A 24675-nucleotide genomic window follows, 5' to 3' on the forward strand; every position below is an offset into this window, starting at 1 on the left:
CGCCGACAGAGCCAGGAAGGCGGCCACGGCGAAGCCGGTCGGCAGGCTGAACAGCACCACCGGGTTCTGTGGAGCCGTTCCCGGCGGCCCGGCCAGATAGGCCGCGGTGACCGGCAAGGAGAAATCGGTGGCCAGCACGCCGATCAACACCGCCTGGACGGCGTGCAGCACGGCGGCCGCCGCGTTCCCGCGCCGCAGGCTCCGTCGCTGACGTCGATCCATGCCTGCTCCTGGGAGAGTGTCGTCGCGCCGTGTCACTACCCGCTGGATGCCAAGGGACGCTCACTACCGGCTCCAGGAGAGGGCTGGACCGGTTCAGCTCAACTCCAGTACGCCCTTGCCGACCGTGATGGCGGCTCCTGTGAGCGCCAGCGCGATGACGCCTTGGCGGGCGCGGGTCGCCGGCACCCGGTCGGCGATCCGGTTGCCGGCGATGATTCCGATGGCCAGCCCGAACGCGGTCACCGCCCAACCGGCGGTGCTGAGTGATGGCAGCCGGCCCTTGGCCAGCAGTGAAGCGACGCCGATGACCGCGAAGATCAACTGGGCCGTGGCGGCGAAGGACCGGTGCGGCCAGCCGGTCGAGACCGCGTAGACAGTGATCGCCGGGCCGCCCACCCCGGCCGTGACGTTCATGAATCCGGAGCCGGCGCCGGCGATCAGGGCGCCGGGGCGGCCTCGGAGCACGCGTGCCTTCTCGCTGGTCAGCACGGCGACCAGCGCCACGAGGACGAGCCCCCCGATGAGGATCGCCAACAGGGGGGCGGGAAGGCGCCTGGCGGCCCAGGCGCCTGGAATCACGGCGGGGACGGCGGGCGCGAGCAGCACGGCCGCCTGCCGGAAGTCGACGTCGCGCCAGACCTGGGTGAGTACCAGTGAGGCAGTGATCACACCACAGGCGTTGACCAGGAGCACGCCGTCGAAGGGTCCCAGCAGCAACACGAGGAAGGGGGCTGCGACCAGCGCGAACCCGAGGCCGGTGATTCGCTGCACACCGGCGCCGGCCAGCACGGCGATCCCGAGACCGGCCAGGTGCATTCAGGGCCGCCAGGCCAGGTAACGGACGTCCTGGAACTCGGTGAGCCCGGCGGCGGCGCCCTCTCGTCCCAGTCCGGACTGCTTCACGCCCCCCATCGGGGCGAACGCCACGGACGGCAGAGGGTCGTTGGCTCCTACGATGCCCACCTGGAGGTGGTCGGCGAGCCGCCAGACGCGTCCTGCGTCGGCGGTGTAGACGAAGGCGGCAAGTCCCACCTCGCTCGCGTTCGCGCGGTCGAGGGCCTCCGCCTCGTCGCGGAAGCGGGAGACGGCGGCGGCCGGACCGAACACCTCCTCGCGTGCGAGGGCGACATGGTCTGGTACGTCACAGAGCAGTTGGGGGGCGAGGTAACTGCCCCTGGAGGGGACCGGGCGCTCCGCTGTGAGCCGGCGCGCGCCTGCGGCGAGCGCCTCGTCGACCAGCGAGGTGACCGCCGCGACGCGCTGGCCGTCGATGACCGGACCCAGGTCGGGGCACGGATCGTCCAGCCCGTTGCCGATGTGCATGGCGTCCAACCGTGCGGCGAGTCGAGCGGTGAACTCTTCGTACACGTTCTCCTGGACGAGGAACCGGTTGGCCGCTACGCAGGACTGGCCGGTGTTGCGCGTCTTGGCCAGCACCGCTCCCTCGACCGCGGCGTCGAGGTCGGCGTCTTCGAACACGATGAAGGGGGCGTCGCCGCCGAGTTCGAGAAGCGGCCGCACGATGCGCCGCGCGGCCAAGGCCATGATCTTCTTGCCGACCTCGGTGGAGCCGGTGAACGTGACGATCCTGACAGCGGGATGCGCGAGCAGCGCGTCGGTGACCTCTGGGGCCGGACCGTGGACGAGGTTGACCACGCCCGGAGGTATCCCGGCGTCGGTGAGCGTCCGGATCAGTTCCGTCGCGGCGAGCGGCGCTTTCTCTGAGACGCGGGCGACGACGGTGCAGCCGGACACCAGTGCGGGTGCGAGCTTTCGCGCTTGGATGGAGCAGGGAAAGTTCCAGGGAGTCAGACTGGCGACCACGCCGGCGGGCCGGTGGAAGGTGAGCTGCCTGCGCCCGCTCTGCTCGGGGGTGAGGATCTCGCCCTGCGGGCGGCGGATCTCCTCGGCGAACCAGCGGAGGTATTCGGCGCTGAAGCGGACTTCGGCGACCGCCTCGGGAAGCCGTTTGCCCGCCTCGCGGGCGAGGAGGGAGCCGATCTCCTCGCGCCTGCGGTCCACCAGTTCGGCGGCGGCCAGGAGGATGTCGGCTCGGTCTCGCGGTGGCATGCCGGCCCACGCCGGGAAGGCCTTCGCCGCGGCATCGGCCGCCTCCACCGCTTCCGCGGCGCTGCCCCAGGCGACCGCGCCGATCACGCTGCCGTCGGCCGGGTCGATCACGTCCAGGGTGCGCTCGAGCGAGCGCCAGTTCCCGTTGATCAGCAAGGTGCCCTGATCGGTCACTGATTTCGTCTCCTTCAAACGGTGAGCAGGTCGGGACGCCGCCGTCCGGCGACGGTGAGGGTGGGCCAGTGCCCGTCGTCGACGAGCGGGCGGAGCCCCTCGCGGCTGATCAGGCAGGTGTCCTCGACCTTCCAGCTATCCGCGCTCGGATTCCACGCGACGACGCTGTGTTCGGTGATGACGTCGTCGCTGCCTTCGTGGGCGAGGTATTCACGGGGGTGCCAGCCGCTGAACCCGCCCTGGTGGTGGCGGTGCCACTCGGTGGCGTCGAAACCGTGTTCGGCATAGGCGGCGGTGCCGGCGGTGAAGGCGTCACCGAGTCGTGTCCCCGGGCGCGATGCGTTGAGGAACGCCGCCTCGACGTCGAGGAGCCGCCGGTAGGCGCTCTGCTCCGCGGCGGACGGCGGCCTGAAGCAGCGGATCCGCGTGACGCTCGAGACCAGCCCGCTGCGGCGCGCGCAGCAGACCAGCATCACGCGTTCACCGATGATGGTCATCGTGGGAAGCGGATGGCGATGCACGGCCGCGCGGCGGTCGGCGGCGACGAACAGGGCGATCGGATCGAGCCCGCGCGACAGCAGTTCGTCGGTGAGCGTAGCCGCCGCCGCGTACTCGGTCATGCCGGGGCGGACCCGAAGGGCCGCCGCCGTCGTGGCTTCGGCGGCGTCAGCGCAGACACCGCCCAGTAGTCCTGCCTGGTAAGGGGTGAGCTCTCGGCGCAGGGCCGCGAGATCGCCGCTCAGGTTCACACTCGCGGCTCCCGGACGGTCGGAGCCGACGGTGCGGCCGACGGGCAGAGAACCGGTGCGGTCTTCCCACCAGGGAACGGTGGTCCAGGCCAGTGGTAGATCGGCGAACTCGGTGTCCCGCAAACGCGGAGCCTCGATGGCGTTGACCACCACCATGGCCGCCGGCTCACCGCGGACGTCGACGATGATGTCCGCGCAGGAGGTGTCCAGGGTCTGGGGCACGTGTGAGCGGCCGCCGGTGAGCCAGCTGATCGTCGCCGGCTCGCGCAGTACGAGGGTGTCGACCCCGCGCCGGGCGGCGAGGTGCTTCAGCCTCCGGAGTCTCTCGGCGAAGTCGGGATCAGGTGCCATGGCGGACCACGATCCGGTGGACGGGTTGCGTGCCGTCCGTTTCGGCGTGCTCCCCGCGCACTCGCGAGCGGACGGCGTCACCGTCGAAGCCGATGAGGTCGACGTCCTGGTCGTCGGTGCCGAACACATGCAGCGCCCACGGAAGCCCGATCAGGTCATCGGAACGCCGCAGGCCCGCCGGTACCTCGACCATCGGGACGACGGCCCCGTGACGGACGAGAAGCGGCATGTGTTCCAGGGGCACCTTCTCCCGCCGCCACGCCGGGCCGGTGACCGTCTGTCCGCTGCGCAGGTCCGTCCAGCGCCCCTCCGGGACGTAGTAGCGGCGGGTCACCGGCTGTTCCCTGTCGTCGAACACCGGCACCACGAGCAGGTCGGCACCGAGGAGGAACTGTCCGTCCAGGCCTGTGGCGACCGGGTCGTCCGGGTAGTGCAGCGCGACTGGGCGCATCATCGGCAGGCCCTTTTCGGAAGATTCCGTCGCGACCTGCCACAGGTACGGCAGCAATGAGTAGCGAAGCCGGATCCAGTCCCGGCTGATGGCCAGTGCGCGCTCGCCGAATTCCCATGGTTCGCGTGGCCTCAGTCCGTGTGCGCGCATCAGCGGTGACAGCGCGCCGAGCTGGGTCCAGCGCACGTAGAGGCCCGGGGTGAGCTCCGGGCCGAAGAACCCTCCGATGTCGTGGCTCCAGAAGCCGGGTGCGGAAAGGGCGTACGACAGCCCTCCGCGCACGGTCGCCCGCATGCCGGCCACCGTCGACTCGGCGTCGCCGCCCCACTGGCCGGGGTACCGCTGCGAGCCGGCCCAGCCCGACCGGCCCCACACCAGCGGTGCGCGCCCGGTCCGTTCGGCGATCGCGTCGCTGACCGCGCCGTTGTAGCGCAGCGGGTAGAGGTTGTGGGCGTGCTGGGAGGGCGTGCCGTCGGCCAAGGCGGCGTCATCGGGCAGCCCTTCCCCGAAGTCGGTCTTGAAGACGGCGACGCCGTCGTCCAGGAAGGGCCCGTGCATGTCCTGCCACCAGCGCCGCGCCTCGGGGTTCGTGAAGTCGATCAATGCGCGCGGGCGGCCGTCGGGTGTCGGCGTGCCGCGGACGGAGGCGACGGTCCCGTCCGTCCGGCGGACGAGGTGGCCCGCCGCTTCTGCCTCGGCGTACCGGGGGGAGGCGGGATCGAGGTAGGGCAGCTCCCAGACGGAGAGCCGGCTACCGAGCCGGTCGAGGGAGCGGACGAAGTCGCGGCGGTCGCCGAAGCGGTCGGTGTTCCAGATGAAGTCGGTGTTGAGCCGGTCGACGACCAGCCAGTCGGGATCCAGGTGGAGCACGTCACAGGGCACGTCGTGGGCGGCCATCCCCGCGGCGACCTGCTCCATCTCGTCTCGCGAATGGTAGCGGCAGCGGCCCATCCAGTAGCCGAACGCCCACAGCGGAGGACGGGGCGCCCGGCCGGTCAGGCGCGTGTGGTCGCCGAGCCGGATCGCGGGGTCGTTCCCGACGCCCACGTAGAGGTCGAGGGCCTCGTCGGCCACGCCGAGCGCCAGCACGCTCGGCCGGTCGTGCGCGACGTCGGCCGTGACGGTCGCGCCGGTGTTGAGGAATCCCGTGTACCCCGCGGTGGAATGCCAGACGGGCACGGGTTTGTAGGACAAGCCGGTGCCGGTGCCAAGGGCGTCTTCGACTCGTAGGACGAGCCGCTGTCCGTTCTTGACCAGACGGCCGAACTGCTCCCCGAAGCCGGTGATCTCCTCGTCCGGGCCGAGTTCGCAGTGCAGGGTCACACCGTCGGCGGCGGCCAGGACCGGGGGAGCGGTCGGCAGCCCGGCGACCTGACGCAGCCGCTGCCCCGTCCGCAGCACGGTCTCGCCGCCGGGTCCGGTGACGGTGAGGGCGAAGGGGTACCGGTCGACGTGGACGGCGATTTCACCGGCCCGGACCGTGACCTGCTCGGGGCTCTCGGTCAGTCGCGCCTCGACCGGTTCGAAGCGGGGATCGGTGACGATGCCCAGCCAGGTCGCCTCCTCTTCCAGCATGCGCGCCCCGGCGGGGGCGATGACGATGCGCGCCGTCCGCGGCCCGGCGAAGCCGATGCGGACCTGCCACGGCCGGCTCTCCAGCGGCGGCAGGGCCAGCTCCGGCAGGTTGGGCATGGTGACCTCGACGCCCTGGTCCGCGACCGGTTCGCCGGTCAGCCATCCTGATGCGCCGGAATGGTGCACGGCGGGGTGGGCGGCGACGTGGAGCACCGCTTCGTCGCCGTCGCGGTGCACGTCCTGGACACGGCGCAGGATCTCTGCGCTCGGCGGAAGGTCGCGCGGCACGGCGGTCATCCCTTCACCGCGCCGGCCGTGATGCCGGCGACGAAGTAGCGCTGCAGGAAGACGTATCCGACGACCACCGGCAGGGAGGACAGCACGACCCCGGTGAACAGCAGCGGGTAGTCGGTCTGGAACTCTCCTTGGAAGCTCAGCAGTGCGAGCGGCAGCGTCCGCTTCTCCGGGGACTGGACGAAAAGCAGGGGGTAGAGCAACTCGTTCCAGTGCATGACGAACAGGAAGATCGCGGTGGCGGCGAGTGAGGGCATCGAGAGCGGCATCACGATGGACCAGTAGGTGCGCCAGGTGCCGGCACCGTCGATCTCGCCGGCCTCGAAGAGGGTCTTCGGGAGCGTGCGCATGAAACCGCCGAGGATGAACACCGCGACCGGCAGCGTCACCACGATGTTGATCAGTACCAGCCCGATCCGGCTGTCGAGCAGTCCCAGCTGCTTGAACAGCACGTATTGCGGGATCATGTTCGCCTGCGCGGGCACCGACATGCCCAGCACCAGGAACCCGAAGATGGTCCAGCCGCGCCATCCGGGTATCCGGGCCACGCCGTAGGCCGCGAGGCTGCCGATGAACAGGGTCAGCGTCACCGATGCCAGGGTGACCGCCGCGCTGTTGACGAAGGCGGTGCCGAGGTGCTCCCCGACGAGGACCTCCTTGTAGTTGTGCGGTGAGAGCGACCGCGGCGGTGTGAACGGGTTGGCGAACAGTGCGGGGGTCGTCTTGAACGTGCCGAAGACGATGACGGTGAGCGGCACGATGATCAGTACGGCGTAGATCGCGAGGATCGTGCGCCGGCCGAGCGTGTGGAGCATGGTCTCAACCCCCTGCCCGTGTCAGCCGCAGAGCGCGCCGCTGGGCGAAGGTGACCAGACCGATCAGCAGCATGAACAGCAGCGACTCCGCGGCGGCGTAGCCGAAGTGGGAATTGGCGTAGGTGGTGTAGATGCGGGTGGACAGGATGTCGAGGGAGGGTTTGGGGGGATTGCCGCCGAGGCCGAGGATCAGGTCGAACGCCTTGAACGACTGGATGGTCGTGTAGGCGACCACGATGCCGGTGGCGGGAGCGACCATGGGCCAGGTGATGTAACGGAACCGCGCCCATCGGCCCGCGCCGTCGATCTCGGCCGCCTCGTACAGCTCCGCCGGGATGGCGTGCAGGCCCGCGACGAAGACGACCATCATCTGGCCGGTGTGGAACCAGATCTGGGTGAGGGCCAGCCAGTAGATCGCCGCCTGGTCGTCGCCGAGGAAGGACGAGCGGAGCGAGTCCAGCCCGACCGCGCCCAAGGTCCGGTTGATCAGCCCGAAGTTGGGGTCGTAGACGAACTTCCAGATGAAGGCCACCGACACCGAGGAGATGATCGTGGGGAAGAAGTACAGCGCCCGGAGGAAGACGTTCGCTCGCGAGTTCCTGGCGACCAGGACGGCCAGGAACAGGGACAGGGCGGTCTGCGCGGCGACGACGACCACCATGAACTTCAGGTTGTTCGTCAGGGCGTTGCGGAAGAGGTCGTCGTTGCCGAGCGCGCGGGTGAAGTTGCCGAGCCCCACGTTGTCATAGGTCGCGCTGAACCCGTCCCAGTCCGTGATGGCGTACTGGACCGCCTGGACGGTCGGGACGGCGAAGAACACGGCCAGCAGCAGGACGGCCGGGAGCGGGAACAGGTAGAGGGTCGGCCGGACCCGGGCGGTCGGCCCGCGCCGTCTCCTCGACTCGGGGACAGTCCGGCGCACCGAGCGCGCGGGACTTTTGACAGCGGCCACGTCATCCCTCCTCGCGGGGTCGTCGGGAATGGAGCCCCACGCTCGTCACCGGCGCTGGTCGACGACCCGCTGGGCGGCTTCGGCCGCCTTCTCCGGCTGCGCCCCGCCGACGACCTTGGCGCAGGCGCCTTCGACCGCGTTGCGGATGTCCAGATCGAGGAACTGGTAGCGGGGCGCCAGGAGCGTCTTGCGGCTCAGCCACGGCGCGAGCTTCTTCAGATCCGGGTTGGTGTACTCGACGTTCTTGACGGTGACGTGCTGGGCCGTGGCGTTCGCGTAGGTCCCCGCGTTCGCCGGGTCGCTGAGGAACCTGATCCATTCCAGTGCGGCCGGCTGCAGCTCGGAGGCGGCGTTGACGCCGAGGATGAAGGTGCTGTTCGACACTCCCTTGTTGCGGGCCTTGTCGGCGGTCGTCGTGATCGGCGCGATCAGATCGATCGGGAACTTCGCGCCGAGCTTCCGTACGGCGGCGATGTTGTAGCTCCCGGTCGCCAGCATGGCCGCCTTCCCGGTGGCGAACATCTGCTGGGCCGGCTCCACCGCGGTCCCCGTCGGATTGCTCTGGAAGTACGGGCGCAGCTGCGCGTACTGCTTCAGAGTCGTGATGAACCAGTCGTCGGTGCACTTGTACTCGCCGGACTGGATCTTGCTGCACATGTCGTCGGTGGGCGCGTTGTTCGAGACCATGGAGTTGAACAGCTGGCCCGCGTTCCCGGGTTCGCCGCCCGGCCAGGCGATGGGAGTGATCCCCTTGCCCTTCAGCTTGTCGCACAGGGCGAGGAACCCGTCCCAGTCGGAAGGGAGCCCGCCCGCATCGGCCTTGGCGAACAGGTCCTCGTTGTAGATCGGCATCGGGAAGACGACCTGGTACGGCAGGCCGTACTGCTTGCCGTTCTGGGCGCCGGGTGTGATCAGGCCGCTCTCGTAGCCGGAGGCCAGGCCGGTGCCGGAGAGGTCGGCGTAGATGCCTGCCTTGACGAAGTCCTCGAACTGGGAGCCGCGGAAGGTGGTGAACGCGTCGCCCACCTTGCCGCCGCGCAACCGCTGCAGCGCTTGCGCGTTGTAGTCGTTGGAGGGGGCGACGTCCTGGCTCACCTGGACGTCGGGATGCTTCTTGGCGAACTGGCCGATCAGCTGCTGGAACACGTCCTTGTCCTCGCCCCGCCAGTGGGCGAAGGAGATCTTGCCGGTGGCCTTGCCGGTCTTGACCCCGCCGGCCTTGGCGGAGGTGCCGGAACCGGGACCGGCGCAGGCCGCCGCGGTGACGGCCAGTCCGGAGGCGCCCAGCAGGCGGAGCATCTGCCGCCGGTCGATCGTCTTGAAAGGCTGCTCGGTCATGGCTGCCTCTCCTTTTCTCAGGGGTGGGTTGTGGAGATCGAGAAGGGCGTCACCATTCGATGACGGGGATGTCGAGCAGGTCGGCGGCGGTGCGCAGCGCCGGCCGGACGTCGGTCCAGGCGAGCACGGTGTGATGCGGGAAACCGCCGGTGACGAGGCCGTGGACGAAGGCGGTGGCATCGGCTTCGAGGCGGACGGCGGCGGTGTTCCCCTGGAATCGGTTGTCAGCGGGGAGCGACTCTCCGGCCGTGAGCAGCAGCCGCAGTCCGCCGCTGGCGTTCTCGGTCAGTCTGGCCATCACGACGGGGCCGGTCCGGAGCGGGAAGTCACCGGCAACGCCGATCCGACGGTTGCAGTGCACGCTCTGCGTCGCCGCGCCGGGGTCGGCGGCGAGGCTGGTGGCGGCCGAGCCGCAGTGCCAGAGCCGCACGAGGTTGGCGTCGGCGTCCAGGTCGACGGTGTCGACGAGATAGGTGGTGCCCGCTCCCAGCGCTTCGAGCAGCAGCATGGTGACCGCCCCGTAGACGTCCCGTTCGCACACCGTCGGGGTGCCCTCGTCGGCGAGCCGGGACAGCGACGAGCACGGGCACACGCCCATCCGGACGGGGAACTCCGGCCAGCAGCGCACCGCGACCGCGGCCAGGGAGTCGCCCGCGGCCCACTGCCGGAGCGCGCTGGTGACGGCGGCGTGCCTGCCGACCTCCGCGGGGTCCAGGCCGGCCAGGCTGGGACGGGCGGCGGTGACCGCTGCGAGTTCGCGGGCGCGGTCACCCTCGTCGACCTTGTCGATCCTCTCGAACGCGTCGTCCACGGTGAGGTCGGCGGCCTCGAGTCCGAACCGGCTGCGCAGGAGGGCGGGGTCGTACTCGCTGGGCGTGAATCCGGCGGGTGCCTCGCCGAGGACGCCGATGCGTCTTCCGCGCAGGCTGTCGAGCGCGCGCCGTGCCTGGTCGGCGGGGCCGCGTTCCCCGTGCCGGGCGGGTGGAGGGGCGACCTGCGGGAGCCGACCCGCCAGAGCTTCCCGGAGGGTCTCGCGCACGGCCGGCTCGTCCGGATCGCCATGGATCAGGCACACCCGGCCACCGGACCGCACAAGGGCGTGGCCGAAGAGGTTGGCGCCGCACAGCGAATTGAGCCAGAGCCTGTCGCCCACCGGTCCCGGTTCGCGGAAGGACCACAGCACGACGGGGCGGTCGAGGTCCCGGTAGAGAGCGAGCGCGGGCGTCGCGTCGGAGAATGACGCGCAGACGTTGATGACCAGGTCGGCGTCCGCGGTGAGATGGCGGTCGGCCTCAGGGAGGTCGTCGGGGGACATCACCAGGCCGGTGGGACCGGCAACGGTGGCGCCGAGTTCCTCCAAGAGCGCACGGGCCTGTTCCGCGCGCCGCTGCGCGGTCTCCACGGCGAAGGTCGGGCGGGCGGTCGGAATCACGACCACGTGTGGCATGCGGGTCACCTCTCTTCGATCTCGGCGTCCACGACATCGCACAAATGGCGCAGCCGGGCGGTCGCACGCTCCACCAGGTCGGCCTCCACATCCGGTGCGCCGAGGCAGGAAGCCCACACGGCACGCCCCGCGAGAAAACCGGAGGCGCCCTCACGGCACGCCAGCCGGACGGCTTCGGGGAAGACGTCCTGCGGTACTCCAGAGGAGAGCACCACCCAGGGGCCGTCGATCGATTCGTTGAGCCGTGCGCAGCGCCGGCGGATCTCCGCCGGGTCGCCCTGGCCGCGCATCGGCACCTCGGCCTTGTAAAGGTCGGCGCCGCGGGAGCCCAGTTCGGCGGCCGCGGCCAGCACCCCTTCGTCCCAGTCCCAGGGGGAGCCGTCCAGCGGCTTGCGGGACACCGGTTCGATGATGCTGAGCAGATTCGCCTGCCGGCACCGGTCGACGAACGCTTCGACCATTTCGATCCGTTCCGCGGATGCGATGTCGGGGCGGAAGAGGACGAGCAGTTTCAGCGCGACCGCACCTTGCTTCCGGACGACTTCAGGGACCACGTCCGGGTCGACGTCGACCTCACCGACGAGCTCGCCGTGTGCGCTGGTGAACCGGTCGGCGGCGGCGATGAGTCCGCACCCCGGTGCTACCGCCTGTTCCTCGACGACCCGGTCGAAGGCGAACTGGCGGTCCACCAGGACTCCGGAGGCGTACGGGGTGAGGATGCGGGTCGCGGCCAGCTTGAAAGCGGTCAGGCGTTCGTCGCCGACCGGGCCGTCCTGGTGGTCGGCGAACATGGCCCGCAACGCCTCGCGCTGGTCGACGGCGAGCATGGCGAACGCTCCCGACGGCCGGCGCAGTGCGGACAGGTCCGGCGTGGATGGCGTGGCTTGGGGCACGCGTGCTCCTCGGCTCAGTGGTCGTGGACGTCCATGGCGGACATCACTTCGGAATGGGTCGGGATCGCCGAACGGCCGTCCACGCCCCGGCAGGACAGGGCGGCGGCGATGTTCGCGTAGCGCAGGCAGACGGGCAGCGGCATCTGCCGGACCAGCGCGGCCAGCAGTGCCCCGTGGAAGACGTCGCCTGCTCCGAGGGTGCTGACCACGTCGGTGGCCAGTCCAGGCGCACGGACGACGGGGTGCCGGTGCGTGGCCGCGACGGCGCCTGCGGCACCGCAGGTGGCCACCACGGAATCCGCGCCGTCGTCCAGGGCGCGGACGAGTAGTTCCTCGATCGGCAGGGGGCCGTACACCGCCTCCAGCGCTTCGGCCGTCGGCACGTAGAGGTCCACTCCGCGTGCTCGGAAGCCGGGGATCGGGTTGCCCGCGTCAACGGACAGGCGCGGTCGAGCCGTGCCTTCCCGGGCGGCCAGCGACTGGGCGGTCCGCCAGCCATGATGATCGACGTGCAGCCATTCGGCTCCTTCGAGGAGCCGCAGGAGGGCGGGGTCGGCGCCGAGGTCCAGTGGGCAGGCCTCGCGGGTGCAGATGGCGCGTGTCCCGCGAGAGCGATCGATGAGGACGACACTGGCTTGCGAAGGGCTGCCGGGCACGGTGCGGACGGCGGAGACGTCGACGCCCTCGGCACGCAGACCGCCGATGATCCGGTCGCCCTCGTCGTCGTCGCCGACGGTCCCCGCGAAGGCGGCCGCCACCCCGAGACGCGCGGCGGCGACGGCGGCCGTCGCGGCCGGCCCCCCGCCCGCGTACAGCACGGAGTCCGCGACGAGCCGCTCGTTCGGCTCCGGAAACCGGTCGACGACGCTGATCGCGTCCAGGGTCGCGGCGCCTACGAAGACGATCGGAGCCGACCGGTAACCGGACATGAAGGCCTCCCAGGCGCGATCTCGGCTATATCGTCGCGGCGAAAGCCCTGGTGGCGCCGCTCACCCTGGCTTGAGTGTTAAGAAGAAAACATAGAGGTGTTAGAAAGTCAACACTCTGGACTAGACTCCACCCTGTGGTGATGTGTCGGGCTTGTCGCTCGCGAACCGGCGGTCAGCCGCATCCCCTGGCCGTAGGGTTTGCCGCGGGACACCTTGAGGCCGGCCGATCGCCAGCGCACCGGCCGTTTGGGAAAGGCCGTGCCCGTCGGGCTGCCGCGGCCACGACGAGGGAGGAGCCGGGCATTGGTCATGGAAGACCGGCCGCAGACAGCGGTGTCGGCAAGGAGGGAAGCGATCCTGCGGCGGCTGCACACCGCGGGCTTCGCCTCCATCGCAGACCTGAGCGACATGCTCGGCGTGTCCGACATGACGATCCGCCGGGATCTGAGGCGGCTCTCCGAGGCCGGTGAGCTGCGCATCGTGCACGGCGGTGCGAGCCTGCCGCACGGGACGCTGCGCACGGCCGGATTCGCCCGCCGGGCCGGACAGCAGGCGCGGAGCAAGCGCCGGATCGCCGAATGCGCAGTGGATTTGATCGACATCGGTTCGACCGTGGCGGTCGATGCCGGGACCACGGCGTACGAACTGGCGACGCACCTGCCGGCCGGATTCAGCGGCTCGCTGATCACCCACTCGGTGCCGGTGCTGCAGCACATGCTCGGCCGGCCCGCGGCCCGGGTCGTCGCCTTGGGGGGTGAACTCCTCGCCGACAGCCAGGCGCTCGTGGGAGACATCACCATCCGGTCGCTGGCAGGGCTCCGCGCCGACGTTTTCTTCCTGGCGGCGACTGCGGTCGGGCCCGGTGGCGTCTATGTCGCCGCGAACGTGGAACGCCCCACCAAGCAGGCCTTCATCGAGGCATGTGACCGGGTGGTCCTGCTCGCCGACCACACGAAGTTCGCAGCCTCGGCGCCGATCCTGCTGACCGCGTTCGACGCCGTGCACGTTCTGGTCACCGACGCGGCACCCCCTGACGAGGTGGCTCGGGCACTGAGGAAGGCCGACGTGGAGCTCATCGTCTGCGGCGATTGAGCTCTCGCGCACCGGAGCTGCCGCTCGGGCGTCCCGTGCGCGTGCGGAAGCCCGAGAGTGCGGTCTCGGGCCTGGTGGTGCGCTCCGACCTGGCGCTGCGCGACGGCGTCGCGAATCTCCTCGCCGAGGGTGGAGAGCCGACATCCTCCGAATCGTTACATGTGTTACATCTAGCCAGTTTGCTGGCAAAGATGTAATTTCTGCTTCACGTCGCCTCGGTATCCGAGGCCGTGGAAGGAGAAATCCATGACCAGACTCGGAATCGGAGCAGGGGCCCGCCTGGCGGCGGGCATCGCCTCGCTGATGGTGCTGGCGGTCGGGTGCGGTTCGGGCGGCGGCCAGGAAGGTGGCGGTTCGGCGGCCGGCAAGCCGGTCACGGTGGCGGGCGTGACGGTCGGCAAGGACTCCGGGCTCCACGACCTGCTGCCCGCGGAGATCAAGGACGCGGGGACGGTCCGGGTCGCCACCGACGTGCCGTATCCGCCCTTCGAGATGTACACCTCGGAGGGCAGCCGCCAGATGACCGGTCTGGACTACGACCTCGGGCAGGCGATCGGCGCCAAGCTCGGCGTCAGGTTCGCTTTCTCAGCGCAGAAGTTCGAGGGCCTCCTCCCCGCGGTGCAGGCGGGCAAGTTCGACGTGGTGATGTCGGCGATGACCGACACCAAGGAGCGACAGGCCGTGCTCACCTTCGTGGACTACTCCGCGTCCGGGTCCGGGATCCTGGTCGCCAAGGGGAACCCGAAGAACATCACCACGCTCACCGACCTGTGCGGCCAACCGGTCGCGGTGCAGAGCGGTACCAAGCAGGCCAAGATGCTGAAGGACGCGAACAATCCCTGCGTCCAGGCTGGCAAGCCCCCGGTGAAGCTGTCGGTCTTCCCCAAGGACACCGATGGCCAGCTGGCCATCAAGGCCGGCAAGGTCGTCGCGGACTTCATGGACAAGCCGGCGGCCGGATACACCGCCAAGACCGCGGACGGCGGCGCCGCGTTCCAGGTGGTCGATGATCCCCAGTACCCCAACGGCGTCGACTCGACCCCGAACGGCATCGGCGTCACGAAGAAGAACCCGCAGCTTGCCCGCGCTATCCAGCAGGCGTTGCAGGCGCTGATGGACGACGGCACCTACACCAAGATCCTTGAGCTTTACGGCCAGAAGGGCATCGGGATCCCCAAGGCGACCATGAACGCGGGGGTGGGATGAGCCGTGTCCGCCGAATCGACATCCCTCACCGGTTCGCGATCCGGCCCGGCGTCGCCGCCCAAGGCCATCACGGCGACCCCCGTCCGTCACTACGGCCGATGGGCCGCTGCCCTCGTGGTGCTCGTCGCGGCGGGTGGCACGCTCTGGTCCATCGGGAAGAACCCCAACATCGACTGGCCGACCGTCGGTGACTACCTGTTCAGGCCCCTGGTCTTCCGCGGCCTCTGGGTGACCCTGTGGCTGACCGTCGCCGCGATGGTGATCGGCGTCGCGGGCGGAACGATCGTGGCGATCATGCGCCTGTCGCGCAACGTCGTCCTGTCCTCGACGGCGGCGGTCTTCGTCTGGTTGTTCCGCGGCACACCCCTGATCGTCCAACTCATCTTCTGGGGCAATCTCGGGGCGCTCTATCCGCGGATCATGCTGGGCGTCCCGTTCACGCACATCACGGTGTTCTCCACCCCGACCAGTTCGCTGATCGGCGCCTCGGCCGCCGCGCTCCTGGCACTCGGACTGAACGAGATCGCCTACGCCTCGGAGATCGTCCGGGCGGGCCTCCTGTCGGTCGACCGCGGACAGACCGAGGCGGCGCACTCGCTCGGCATGTCGCCGGCCCTGACCATGCGCCGGATCGTGCTGCCGCAGGCGATGCGCGTCATCGTCCCGCCTATGGGCAACGAGACGATCACCATGCTCAAGTCCACCGCGCTGGTATCGGTGATCGCCGGACACGATCTCCTCACCAACCTGACCGACGTCTACTCCCAGAACTACAAGGTCATTCCGCTGCTGGTCGTCGGCAGTATCTGGTACCTCGCCCTCACCTCGCTGCTGTCGGTCCCGCAGTCATGGCTCGAACGCCGGTACGGGCGCGGGCAGAGCGGCCGACCTGAGCCCGGCCCGTTCCAGCGGCTGCTCGGAGTCGGTGTGCTCGTGCGCGGGAACGGATCGCGATCGAACAGGGAAGGCGCGGCATGAGCGCACCGATGGTCCTCGCCGAGGACGTGCACAAGAGCTTCGGGCGTCTGCGGGTGCTGAACGGCATTACCCTCCGGGTCGAGGCCGGCCAGGTCATGTGCCTGCTCGGGCCGTCGGGATCGGGAAAGTCCACCTTCCTGCGGTGCATCAACCACCTTGAGAAGATCGACGCCGGCCGGCTGTCGGTCGACGGACGGCTGGTCGGGTACGCCCAGAGCGGGCAGCGGCTGCGCGAGCTCGGCGAGAAGGAGGTCGCCCGGCAGCGCCGTGACGTCGGGATGGTCTTCCAGCGGTTCAACCTGTTCCCGCACATGACGGCGTTGGAGAACGTGATCGAAGCGCCTGTCCGCGTGCGGGGACGGGACCGGCGGACGGCGAGGACGGACGGAGTGCGGTTGCTGGAGCGGGTGGGCCTGGCGGACAAGCGGGACTGCTATCCCGCCCAGTTGTCGGGCGGCCAGCAGCAGCGCGTCGCGATCGCTCGGGCGCTGGCCATGGAGCCGAAACTGATGCTGTTCGACGAACCGACCTCGGCCCTGGACCCGGAACTGGTCGGCGAGGTCCTGGACGTCATGCGGCAACTCGCGCGGGACGGTATGACCATGGTGGTGGTCACCCATGAGATCGGCTTCGCCCGCGAGGTGGGCGACCTGGCCGTGTTCATGGACGGCGGTGTGGTGGTCGAGAGCGGTGACCCCCAGCGGGTCCTGGTGCACCCTGAACACGAACGCACCCGGGCATTCCTGGCCAAGGTCCTGTGAGCGGGCCCGAGGCGAGGCCGATGCCCGCCACCCTGCTCGAAAAGCTCGTCACCGCCAGGTACGAGGGCTTCCTGAGGGACCTGGAGCTGCTCGTCAACACCGATTGCGGATCATGGGACGCCGCAGGTGTCAACAAGGTCGCCGACTATTGCGCACGCCGACTGGTGGAACTCGGTTGCACCGTCGACCGCGTTCCCGTCGGCCCGTCGGACGGACGAGCGCTCGGAGACGTGGTCGTCGGCCGCCGTCAGGGCGGCCTCCTCAACGGACGGCGCATCCTGCTGCTGAGCCACATGGACACAGTCTTCGAGGACGGCACTGCCGCGGCCCGGCCGTTCCACATCAGGAACGGCCGGGCTCACGGGCCGGGCGTAACCGACGACAAGGCCGGTCTGCTGGCCGGGCTGACCGCTTTGGAGACGCTGATCGCTGCCGGTGCCGAGACCTACCGCGAGGTCGTCGCGGTGTTCAGCCCGGACGAGGAGATAGGCGCACCCGGCAGCCGGGGACTGATCGAGCAACTGTCCAGTGAGGCCGATGTCGCCCTCTGCCTGGAGTGCGCCCGCGAGGACGGGGCCATCGTCAAGGCCCGCAAGGGCATCGCCGACGTGCACGTGGACATCCGCGGCAGGCCCGCGCACGCCGGCATCGAACCGGAGCGCGGCGCCAGCGCCGCGCTCGCGGCGGCGGGCCTGGTCATCGAGTTGGAGCGGCTCAACGGAGGCCGGCCCGGGGTGAGCGTGAACGTCGGCGTGATCCGCGCCGGGTCGAGAGCCAACATCGTCTGTCCGCAGGCCCACCTGGAAGCCGAGGTGCGCGCCACCACGCGCGCCGACCTCGCGGACACGCTCACCGAGATCGACCGGCTGGCGGCACGGCTCCCCGTACCCGGTACGGCCGCCCTGACCCGCCGGCGCGCCGTACTGCCGCCCATGGAGGCCGACGGCGGCCTGGTCGATGCGGCCGTCGCGATCGCGGCCGAACTCGGTCTGGAACTGCGGGCCGTCGGGACGGGCGGCGTGGCCGACGCGAACATCGCCGCGGCCTGCGGCACGCCGACGCTGGACGGTCTCGGCCCGGTCGGTGGCGGAGACCATACTCCCGATGAATGGCTCGACCTCTCCAGCGTCGTTCCGCGGACGACCGTGCTCGCCGCACTGATCGCCCGCCTTGGCGCAGAGGTGTCCGGGTACCTCCCGTGACCAGGGCAATGGCGACGCCCCCCGGCTCGCTGTGCGAACCGGCTGATCGGCCCAGGGGAGCTCCGCCTTTCCGATTCGCCATGGGGCCTCCTTCTGAGTCACGTCCACGGCCGGTTCCACCGACGATCCACGAATGTCTTTCCCGTCCGGCCCGGGACGGGCATTCACGTCCCTCGCCGGTACCCTCCGGCTGAGGAACACGGAAGGTGGCGAGCACATGAGCGAGGCAAGCCTCGCCGATACCATTCGGCAGCGCTTGGGCGAATGCAGCCCGGCGGAGCGCAAGGTCGCGCGCGCCTTGCTGGCCGCCTATCCCGCCGCGGGACTCGACACTGTCGCCAAGCTGGCGGAACGTGCCGGGACGAGCGCGCCCACCGTGATTCGCTTCACCGTGCGGATGGGATTCACCGGCTATCCGGACTTCCAGTCGGCGCTGCGCGACGAACTCGAACAGCGTGATGCCTCCCCGCTGACCCTCTACCAGCGGCCGGCCGAACCCGGATCCGAGAACGACATCCTCGAGCGAGGCGCGCACGTGTTCACGGCGGCCGTCCAGAGCAGTCTCAGTGCGCTGCCGCCTGACGATCTCCGGTCGGCCGTCCGACTGCTGGCGGACCACGGCCGCCGCGTCCATGTGCTGGGCGGGCGCTTCACGCACCTCATCGCCCACTACCTGCTTCTCCACCTCGCCCAGTTGCGCGGCAACGTGCAGATGTTCCCGGTGTTGCCGGTGGAACAGGCGGCTGCACTGGCAGGCAGCGGGCGCAAGGACGTCTTCGTCATCTTCGATTACCGCCGGTACGAACCCCGGGCGATGAAGGTCGCCCAACGGGCGAAGGAACGCGGCGGCCGCATCGTCCTTTTCACCGATACGTGGTTGTCCCCCGTCGCCTCCATCGCGGATGTGGTGTTGCCCAGCCACGTGGACGCGCCTTCCCCTTACGACAGCCTGGTCCCCTCTCTGGCCCTTGTCGAGACCACCGTGGCCGCGGTGCTCGCCGCCTTGGGGGAGGAGGGGCGCGAGCACATGCTGGCCTGCGAGGAGGCCGCCAGGGACGCGGACCTGTACTGAACTCGGTGGATCGGCGGGCGGCGAGCCGTGACCACCCCCCGGAGGCGCACAGTTGTTCAGTTCAGTGCGATGGGCGGGACGGCGCCAGGGCCGGGTGTGGGCCAGGGCGGCGGCCCGTTTTGATTGCTTCAGCAGGGGCGCCTGAGGAGCGGTACGAACCCGAGGTTCTTCATAGAGCCTGACCCGCGGTCGGCGTGGAGCGCAACATGGAGTTGGTATCTGCGGCTGGAGATCACCACGTCCCTGCGGGAAGCGTCGGCGGGCATGTCGGGGACAAATACCGTAACCGCAAAGCGGGAGAGGGAGACGGGAGCCAGTTTCGGGAGCCACCGCAATCAGGCTCCCATCGACTCAGCACGACGTAGTCAGGGCGTTCGTGCAGGTGAGAGGCTCCCCGTTCGACTCGGATCGACCTAGATCGACTCGCCTGCTTTGCTTCACGCCGAAGAGGTCACTGGTTCGAACCCAGTATCGCCCACCCCAAGTTTTCGCAGGTCAGAGCGTCGACCACGGCGCGATCTCGTGTGTTCCAATGAGCGCTTCGCAGTCTCGGGAGCCAGTTTCGGGAGCCACCGTACGCTTCGCAGATTCCCGAAGCGCTCACCCAGACGGTTGATCATCCTGAGTGCGCCATCCGGGGCCGCTCGAGGGCGGTGGCGAAAGCCATGCTGGCGGCCTTGAGAATCTTACGGCCCGTGGGGTCGGCGTTCTCCGCTGGGGGACGCCGACATGGTCGGCAGACCGTACGCGATGTGGGGTGAGCCGGGCATCGCGCCCGGGTAGATGCGGGGCGGCCGGCTACGTCTTGCGCAGGCACGGCAACCCGCGGACCCTGGCCAGCGCGTGCCACGGCGCTGGCCGCCGAGTGCCGCGCGGCGCGGCGTCCCGCGCGGGCGACACCAAACTCGACGCGTTCCTCATGCATCGCTTCCGCTGTCTGCGCTTGGTCGAGTGGCGTCCACGGCTCTAGTACGCGCTAGAGAAGTCGATCAGGGTCGTTGTGGCTGCGTGATGTCGTGCGCTGGTTCGTGCAGGGGGGTGGCGATGGCTCGGACGTCGTGTTACCCCGGGTCTGACCGGCGATGAGTGGGCGCTGGTGGAGTAGTTGCTTCCCTGCGCCTGGCAGCGGGTGCCGTCCGGAGGAGGACTCGCGGCGTGAGGTCGTGGGGGCGGTGTACGTGGTGCGCACCGGCTGCGCTTGGCGGCAGCTGCCTGCTGGCTCCCTGCCTGGCGGGCGGCGGTGCTGGTACTTCGTGCGGTGGGGCATAGCAGCGGGCTATGCTGCGGATGCTGGAGGTGCTGCGGCAGCAGGTCCGGCAGGCCGAGGGCCGGGGTGCCGAGTCCAGCGTGGGCATCATCGACTCCCAGAGCGGCAAGGCAGCCGACAACGTCGGCCGGGACACGCGCGGGTATGACGTGGGCGAGAAGGTGGCCGGATGCAAAGCGCTTCATCGTCACCGACCCCTTCGGCCCGCTCATCACGGTGAGCGTTTGAGCCGCGAAACCTGCTGCGGTGCGACTTGACCGCGAGTCCGTACCGCCGCTTCCCGGCCGAGCATTGGATCCGTCTGCGCACCACCAACCCGATCGAGAGCAAGGGACCCGGCTCGCGGCGGCCGGGTCGGGCCATGGCGTTCAAACTCATCGAGTCCGCGGACGCGGCCGGCTTGTCGAGCGTCCCGAAGGAGCGGCCGCGTGAGCAGTCCCGTTGACGGCCCTGCCGAGCCGGACGAGCACCGCCGCTACGCCTGCCACCTGCGGGCCCTGGCCGCCGTGGGCGCCGACGATGAGCCCACGTTAGTGAACGAGATCCTGCAGGATCCCGACCAGGCGATGGCACAGTCCGCAGTGGCCCGCCACATCGAAGACCGGGCACGCCTCCTGCTGACCGACGAACGGTTTCCCGGCTGGGTCCACACCATGACCGGCGTCATCGGCGAGCGGGACTTCCTCACCCGCCGCCTGACCGAATGGACGCTGCTGGCTGCTATCGCCCAGGACAAGCTCTGGGCACCTGCCCAAGTCACCGCGGCATCCGACTGGTTCCAGCGAAAGGCCGTCGAAGTCCTGACATCACCCGATGCCCTTGCCCTCCTTGCCAGCCAAGGAAGGACACGACGAGTTCGGGCGGCAGCCGGCCAACGGCTCCAGCAAGGTCACCAACACGGCTGACTTGATCCACTAGCCCCCACGCGCTGAAGTCGCTCACCGAATCCGACGGGACCACCGAGACCACCGACCTGTTCACCTACGCCATGAAGCGCCCCGGCTCGGGTGGAGGCTCGTTTCCCTGAGAGGATCGAGTCATTGCACGTCCGTCCCCATATCCCTGAGCTGCGCAGGCGCGCGGTCCGCATGGTGGCCCAGGTCCACCCGGACTACCACTAGTGAGTGGTTGGCGATGGAGGGCCGTCGCAGCCAAGCTGGAGTCACCTCGACCGAGACGGTGCGCAGCTGGGTACGTCGGGCCGAGGTCGCGCGGCGTGAGGCAGGACTAGGAGGCTGTCTGCGCCGCTCCGACCCGCGATTATCGCAATGGCGGAACCGAGGGCGTCAACGCCAAGATCGTTATGTGGAATCAGGTGCTGCCAAACCTTGCAGGTCAGCCGCTCGCGCCTCACATGCCGGTGGCTCCGTCAATGCGCTCGCGCAGGAGGTCGGCGTGACCGTTGTGCCTGGCATATTCAGCGATCATGTCCACCATGATCCTGCGCAGTGAGACCAGCTCGCCGGTCCGTCTCCGGGTCCCCGTCTCTTCCAGCGACGCCGCAGTGGCCACGATCTGTCTTGATCGGCGACACTCGGCCCGCCAGGTGTCGAGGGCGTGGTGGACGTCGCCGTCCAGGGTGTCGAAGTCCTGGTCGGGATCGTCGTCGGAGTAGTAGAGCAGCGGAACGTCCTCGTTGGCGAACTGGATGCGGAACCACCAGCGCTCGGCGGCGGCCAGATGGCGTAGCAGACCGTGCAGGGACAGCGAAGAGGGCGGCACGGCCCTGTCAGACAGTCGCTGTGGTGGGATGCCGCTGCACTTGAGTTCGAAGGTCTCTCGCTGCCAGTCCAGGACTGAACTCAAGATCTCCCGCTCGTCACCGACGTCCGGTGGAGTGGTGCGGGTGTCGTCATTCCATCGAGGTGAGAACTGTCTGGGCGTGGATGTCTCGGCCATGGGTCGAGCGTGTCAGGCGCCGCTGACACTCGAGCCGTTTGATGCCTGCCCTCATTGCCTGACGTCGATGATGGGCAGGAGCGTTGCGGCCGCCGGAGCGCTGATCCGGCGAGGAGCGGGCCCCACAGGGCACCTCGACCGTCACCTACGACTTCCTCGACCAGGTCAGCATCGCCAAGGACGCGCGCGACACCATGCTCGGCTACACCTACGACAACCTCGGCCGTCCCCTGGAGATCGAGGACGGCGACACTGTCAGACATGTCGAAGCCGGAAACATGGCGACGCGGGCTATTTTGATCGTTCATGGGGCCATGGCGGGTGACAGCGGTCGGGCTGCCCGACGGCCGGCCGGTCGAGGGCGGGATCGACCAGGACGGGTGCTGGACCGATACACCGCCTGCGGGCGGCGAACGGCTGCCGGGACGTTACGCGCTGGCCGGGCTGGTCGATGCGCACTGCCACTTGAGCATCGCGGTCGACGACGGCGCACCCGCCGGATGGCGCCCGCTCAGCGTGTCCCGGGCCCGGCGAAACCTGCAGGCCGCACGGCAGGCCGGGATCACGCTGGTGCGCGACCTGGGCAGCCCCATGGTCGGCTCCGGCGCCGTCACATTGCGGCTGCCCACCGCGCGCGACGGTGCGGGGCTGCTGGCGGCCGGACGTTTCCTGGCCCCGCCCGGCGGCTATCTGGCCGGACTGTTCGAGCCGGTGACCGCCGATGACCTCCTCCACGCCGCCCACGCCCAGATCGCCGCGGGAACGCGGTGGGTGAAGCTGATCGGTGACTTCCCCGCCATCGACCAGGGCGTGACCCGCCCCGACCAGGCGACGCCGACCTACCCGATCCAAACCGTCCGGCGACTGGTGCGAGCAGTGCACGCCGACGGCGCCCGCGTCGCCGCCCACACCACCACCGCCTGGGCCGGCGACCTGGTCGCAGCCGGAGTGGACTCCATCGAGCACGGCGACGCCCTCACCGGCGACGACCTGCGCGCACTGGCCGCACGCGGCGGCGCCTGGACGCCCACTCTCTGCGCGGCCCTGGCCCCGGCGCTCGTCGACGACCCCGGCCGCCGACGGCGCCTGGCCCAACGCCGCGAACGCCTCACCCACCTGCTGGCCGAGGCCGTCCGCCATCAGGTCACCGTCCTGGCCGGCACGGACGTCGTCGGCAACCTGCCCCAGGAGGTCCGCCTCCTGACCGACCTGGGCCTCACCCCACAGGACGCACTCGCCGCCGCAAGCAGCAACGCCCGTCGATACCTACTGGCCAACGACACCCACGGCGACTTCGTCCCCGGCCGGCCCGCGAACCTGGTCACCTACCACCACGACCCCCGCAACGATCCCGACGTCCTCCGCCACCCCGCCGCGACCTTCGCCGCGGGCCACCGGATCCAATGAACGACCTCTGAGCGACGCCGCAGAAACCGACCGGCCACAGTCAGGGACTGTCTGAAAGAAAAAGGAATCGGCTTTGTCGAGCTTGTAACTCGACTGGGGGGCGCGGGAAGATCGTTTCTTTTGCCGGAAAAAGTGGAGATTTGAAAGTTGCTGAGAGAGGTGGAGAGAATGTCGTTGACTATACTTTCCGTCATATCTATATGTATGGGCGCTACGCCTAAGATCCGCGATTGAGTCAAATACCTATTCCGTGGGTGAGTATATGTGTGCAATGCGAGGAGGCAATCCTGATGGTATCCGTGGAGGGACAGCCCGGCTTTGCGGGGTCGCGTGATAACTTCCGGTGAAGTGTTGAGGATCTTGAGAATATTGGGCACCGTCGAGTGGGGCCGATTCTCGGTCGGCCGGCACCCCTTGGATAGGTTGTATCAACCGCCCATGATGGTCTGGCGATTCTCTTCTCCCGAGGACTGGGTGAAGGAGTCAATGATGGCGGTCGTTGCTTCCATGGAAGGTCCTATTAAGTGGGATGGTGATTTTGCTCGGAAAAATTGGAGCGTGATGCCTGTAAGGTTGCGTGAAGCATTTCAAATGCACATGAAAGACTCTCGCCTTGGGGTGGTATCTGATCTCAAGAATTTGGATCAAGAGTTTTGTAGATTGGCCAATTTGGACTTGGGGCTAATGATGTACAAGCTGGAGGAGGTCGCCTTCTCTGGCCCCTCGAATAGGGTATGATTTCCCTTTCATCGCTATCGGCGCAAGTGTCTTGTCTTCGGTGTCTCATGTAATCTGTTTGGCGATCTTCTTGTGGCAGGTTACGGCGGCTGTGAGAACGAGAAAAACGTTGAACAGTCGCCGTAGCGTTTGTAGCGGATGGTCAGGTGCTGTAGCCGAACAGCCGGGCCAGCAGCCGTTCGATCACCCAGCCGGCGTCCTCGAGAAGTTCGAATCCCGCTTCCACCTGATGGCCGGGGGTGCGCAATCGCGGCGAACCGACAGCCTGCCGGACGCTATGGCTGACGACTGGTGGGTGTCGGGAGCGTCCGGTCGATCGCCGACCACCCGGGCTGGTCGCCACGAGCAGGACTGGCATCGGCCCACGGCGGGACCATACGTCGCGACTCCCGCTGCCGGATTCGATCGCCCGGAGTCCCGCGTGCGGACGAGTCGACGCTCAAGCGTGCGACCAGCTTGTTGAATGTGGGAGAGCGCAACGGGCTCGAGTGAGGAGCGTCGTGGTACGCCGAAGGATACTGCCTGACCTACGGCGGACCTGGGAGACGGCTTGCCACGGCCTTGATCGACCGGTTTCACAACGTACGGTTCCCAGAGAACGTGCAGGGTTGCGACCAGGAGGCCACGGGAGCCGATTTTGGGAGCCACCGCAGTCAGGCCCTCCTCGACTCAACTCGACGTAGTCAGACCGTTTCTGCAGGTGAGAGGCTCCCCGTTCGACTCGGATCGACCTAGATCGACTTGCCTGCTTTGCTTCACACCGAAGAGGCCACTGGTTCGAACCCAGTATCGC

Annotated in this window: 23 protein-coding genes and 1 pseudogene; 12 read left to right on the top strand and 12 right to left on the bottom strand. The window is 68.9% G+C overall.

Annotated elements, in window-relative coordinates:
* From K4S16_RS00045 to K4S16_RS00095, 11 genes are all read right to left on the bottom strand, one after another.
* Window positions 1-222: hypothetical protein (locus K4S16_RS00045; RefSeq protein ID WP_200841589.1), on the bottom strand; the 222-nt coding region annotated here is incomplete at its 3' end.
* Window positions 223-315: 93 nt separating this feature from the next.
* Window positions 316-1011 carry a sulfite exporter TauE/SafE family protein gene (locus K4S16_RS00050; protein WP_160160816.1) on the bottom strand — a complete coding sequence of 232 codons (696 nt, stop codon included), beginning with the start codon at window positions 1009-1011 and terminating at the stop codon, window positions 316-318.
* A gap of 27 nt (window positions 1012-1038) precedes the next feature.
* The gene (locus tag K4S16_RS00055; RefSeq protein WP_149256725.1) at window positions 1039-2466 is read right to left on the bottom strand and encodes an NAD-dependent succinate-semialdehyde dehydrogenase; all 1428 of its coding nucleotides are present in this window, start codon (window positions 2464-2466) and stop codon (window positions 1039-1041) included.
* Window positions 2467-2480: 14 nt separating this feature from the next.
* A complete protein-coding gene (locus K4S16_RS00060) occupies window positions 2481-3566 on the bottom strand; it encodes a Xaa-Pro peptidase family protein (RefSeq protein ID WP_160160817.1) in 1086 nt (361 codons plus the stop codon).
* On the bottom strand, window positions 3556-5889 hold the full coding sequence (locus K4S16_RS00065) for a TIM-barrel domain-containing protein (protein ID WP_149256727.1): 2334 nt from the start codon (window positions 5887-5889) through the stop codon (window positions 3556-3558). The genes K4S16_RS00060 and K4S16_RS00065 overlap by 11 nt, the downstream gene beginning before the upstream one ends.
* Window positions 5886-6701, bottom strand: coding sequence for a carbohydrate ABC transporter permease (locus K4S16_RS00070; RefSeq protein WP_149256728.1), 816 nt, complete (start codon window positions 6699-6701; stop codon window positions 5886-5888). Before K4S16_RS00070 ends, K4S16_RS00065 begins: the two co-directional genes overlap by 4 nt.
* A 4-nt stretch (window positions 6702-6705) precedes the next feature.
* The gene (locus K4S16_RS00075; protein ID WP_149256729.1) at window positions 6706-7653 is read right to left on the bottom strand and encodes a carbohydrate ABC transporter permease; all 948 of its coding nucleotides are present in this window, start codon (window positions 7651-7653) and stop codon (window positions 6706-6708) included.
* A gap of 45 nt (window positions 7654-7698) precedes the next feature.
* Window positions 7699-8991: an ABC transporter substrate-binding protein gene (locus K4S16_RS00080; RefSeq protein ID WP_149256730.1), complete on the bottom strand. Its 1293-nt coding sequence runs from the start codon at window positions 8989-8991 to the stop codon at window positions 7699-7701.
* Between the two features lie 49 nt (window positions 8992-9040).
* Window positions 9041-10438, bottom strand: coding sequence for a hypothetical protein (locus K4S16_RS00085; protein ID WP_149256731.1), 1398 nt, complete (start codon window positions 10436-10438; stop codon window positions 9041-9043).
* A gap of 5 nt (window positions 10439-10443) precedes the next feature.
* A complete protein-coding gene (locus tag K4S16_RS00090) occupies window positions 10444-11331 on the bottom strand; it encodes a hypothetical protein (RefSeq protein ID WP_200841590.1) in 888 nt (295 codons plus the stop codon).
* A gap of 14 nt (window positions 11332-11345) precedes the next feature.
* Complete coding sequence (locus tag K4S16_RS00095; RefSeq protein ID WP_149256732.1) at window positions 11346-12260, bottom strand: carbohydrate kinase family protein; 915 nt, start codon at window positions 12258-12260, stop codon at window positions 11346-11348.
* Window positions 12261-12569: 309 nt separating this feature from the next.
* Between K4S16_RS00095 and K4S16_RS00100 the strand changes: the two genes are divergently transcribed.
* From K4S16_RS00100 to K4S16_RS00145, 10 genes and pseudogenes are all read left to right on the top strand, one after another.
* A complete protein-coding gene (locus K4S16_RS00100) occupies window positions 12570-13352 on the top strand; it encodes a DeoR/GlpR family DNA-binding transcription regulator (RefSeq protein ID WP_235036483.1) in 783 nt (260 codons plus the stop codon).
* Window positions 13353-13598: 246 nt separating this feature from the next.
* Window positions 13599-14558 (top strand): ABC transporter substrate-binding protein, encoded by a 960-nt coding sequence (locus K4S16_RS00105; RefSeq protein ID WP_149256734.1) that lies wholly within the window; start codon window positions 13599-13601, stop codon window positions 14556-14558.
* 3 nt (window positions 14559-14561) lie between these two features.
* The gene (locus tag K4S16_RS00110; protein ID WP_149256735.1) at window positions 14562-15536 is read left to right on the top strand and encodes an amino acid ABC transporter permease; all 975 of its coding nucleotides are present in this window, start codon (window positions 14562-14564) and stop codon (window positions 15534-15536) included.
* Window positions 15533-16297: an amino acid ABC transporter ATP-binding protein gene (locus K4S16_RS00115; RefSeq protein ID WP_305790865.1), complete on the top strand. Its 765-nt coding sequence runs from the start codon at window positions 15533-15535 to the stop codon at window positions 16295-16297. Before K4S16_RS00110 ends, K4S16_RS00115 begins: the two co-directional genes overlap by 4 nt.
* A 20-nt stretch (window positions 16298-16317) precedes the next feature.
* Window positions 16318-17499 carry a M20 family metallopeptidase gene (locus K4S16_RS00120; RefSeq protein ID WP_149256736.1) on the top strand — a complete coding sequence of 394 codons (1182 nt, stop codon included), beginning with the start codon at window positions 16318-16320 and terminating at the stop codon, window positions 17497-17499.
* 217 nt (window positions 17500-17716) lie between these two features.
* Window positions 17717-18571 carry a MurR/RpiR family transcriptional regulator gene (locus K4S16_RS00125; protein ID WP_149256737.1) on the top strand — a complete coding sequence of 285 codons (855 nt, stop codon included), beginning with the start codon at window positions 17717-17719 and terminating at the stop codon, window positions 18569-18571.
* 757 nt (window positions 18572-19328) lie between these two features.
* Window positions 19329-19541, top strand: a complete 213-nt coding sequence (locus tag K4S16_RS46855) for an RtcB family protein (protein WP_375708315.1) — start codon at window positions 19329-19331, stop codon at window positions 19539-19541.
* A 112-nt stretch (window positions 19542-19653) separates the two neighbouring features.
* Window positions 19654-19821, top strand: a pseudogene (locus tag K4S16_RS46860) (transposase); the annotation flags it as partial.
* Window positions 19822-19849: 28 nt separating this feature from the next.
* Entirely contained in the window at window positions 19850-20095 is a 246-nt protein-coding gene (locus K4S16_RS44205) for a hypothetical protein (protein WP_160160819.1), read from the top strand.
* A 171-nt stretch (window positions 20096-20266) separates the two neighbouring features.
* Complete coding sequence (locus tag K4S16_RS00145) at window positions 20267-20743, top strand: hypothetical protein (RefSeq protein ID WP_149256741.1); 477 nt, start codon at window positions 20267-20269, stop codon at window positions 20741-20743.
* Between the two features lie 445 nt (window positions 20744-21188).
* Here the strand turns inward: K4S16_RS00145 and K4S16_RS00150 are convergent, their stop codons facing one another.
* The gene (locus tag K4S16_RS00150; protein ID WP_149256742.1) at window positions 21189-21737 is read right to left on the bottom strand and encodes a DinB family protein; all 549 of its coding nucleotides are present in this window, start codon (window positions 21735-21737) and stop codon (window positions 21189-21191) included.
* A gap of 306 nt (window positions 21738-22043) precedes the next feature.
* On the opposite strand from K4S16_RS00150, the gene K4S16_RS00155 reads away from it, so the two are divergent.
* Both K4S16_RS00155 and K4S16_RS00160 read left to right on the top strand, forming a co-directional pair.
* A complete protein-coding gene (locus K4S16_RS00155; protein WP_149256743.1) occupies window positions 22044-23144 on the top strand; it encodes an amidohydrolase family protein in 1101 nt (366 codons plus the stop codon).
* Window positions 23145-23582: 438 nt separating this feature from the next.
* Window positions 23583-23882 (top strand): hypothetical protein, encoded by a 300-nt coding sequence (locus tag K4S16_RS00160; protein WP_149256744.1) that lies wholly within the window; start codon window positions 23583-23585, stop codon window positions 23880-23882.
* Window positions 23883-24675: the final 793 nt, after the last annotated feature.

This window comes from Actinomadura sp. K4S16 (assembly GCF_008327685.1).
GTDB lineage: Bacteria > Actinomycetota > Actinomycetes > Streptosporangiales > Streptosporangiaceae > Spirillospora.

Coding starts and splice junctions, on each gene's coding strand:
- K4S16_RS00120 (WP_149256736.1), top strand. CDS start 16,318: ATGCCCGCCACCCTGCTCGAAAAGCTCGTCACCGCCAGGTACGAGGGC.
- K4S16_RS00125 (WP_149256737.1), top strand. CDS start 17,717: ATGAGCGAGGCAAGCCTCGCCGATACCATTCGGCAGCGCTTGGGCGAA.
- K4S16_RS00105 (WP_149256734.1), top strand. CDS start 13,599: ATGACCAGACTCGGAATCGGAGCAGGGGCCCGCCTGGCGGCGGGCATC.
- K4S16_RS00150 (WP_149256742.1), bottom strand. CDS start 21,737: ATGGCCGAGACATCCACGCCCAGACAGTTCTCACCTCGATGGAATGAC.
- K4S16_RS00060 (WP_160160817.1), bottom strand. CDS start 3,566: ATGGCACCTGATCCCGACTTCGCCGAGAGACTCCGGAGGCTGAAGCAC.
- K4S16_RS00100 (WP_235036483.1), top strand. CDS start 12,570: ATGGAAGACCGGCCGCAGACAGCGGTGTCGGCAAGGAGGGAAGCGATC.
- K4S16_RS00095 (WP_149256732.1), bottom strand. CDS start 12,260: ATGTCCGGTTACCGGTCGGCTCCGATCGTCTTCGTAGGCGCCGCGACC.
- K4S16_RS00080 (WP_149256730.1), bottom strand. CDS start 8,991: ATGACCGAGCAGCCTTTCAAGACGATCGACCGGCGGCAGATGCTCCGC.
- K4S16_RS00160 (WP_149256744.1), top strand. CDS start 23,583: ATGATGGTCTGGCGATTCTCTTCTCCCGAGGACTGGGTGAAGGAGTCA.
- K4S16_RS00155 (WP_149256743.1), top strand. CDS start 22,044: ATGGGGCCATGGCGGGTGACAGCGGTCGGGCTGCCCGACGGCCGGCCG.
- K4S16_RS00115 (WP_305790865.1), top strand. CDS start 15,533: ATGAGCGCACCGATGGTCCTCGCCGAGGACGTGCACAAGAGCTTCGGG.
- K4S16_RS00065 (WP_149256727.1), bottom strand. CDS start 5,889: ATGACCGCCGTGCCGCGCGACCTTCCGCCGAGCGCAGAGATCCTGCGC.
- K4S16_RS00070 (WP_149256728.1), bottom strand. CDS start 6,701: ATGCTCCACACGCTCGGCCGGCGCACGATCCTCGCGATCTACGCCGTA.
- K4S16_RS44205 (WP_160160819.1), top strand. CDS start 19,850: ATGCTGCGGATGCTGGAGGTGCTGCGGCAGCAGGTCCGGCAGGCCGAG.
- K4S16_RS00085 (WP_149256731.1), bottom strand. CDS start 10,438: ATGCCACACGTGGTCGTGATTCCGACCGCCCGCCCGACCTTCGCCGTG.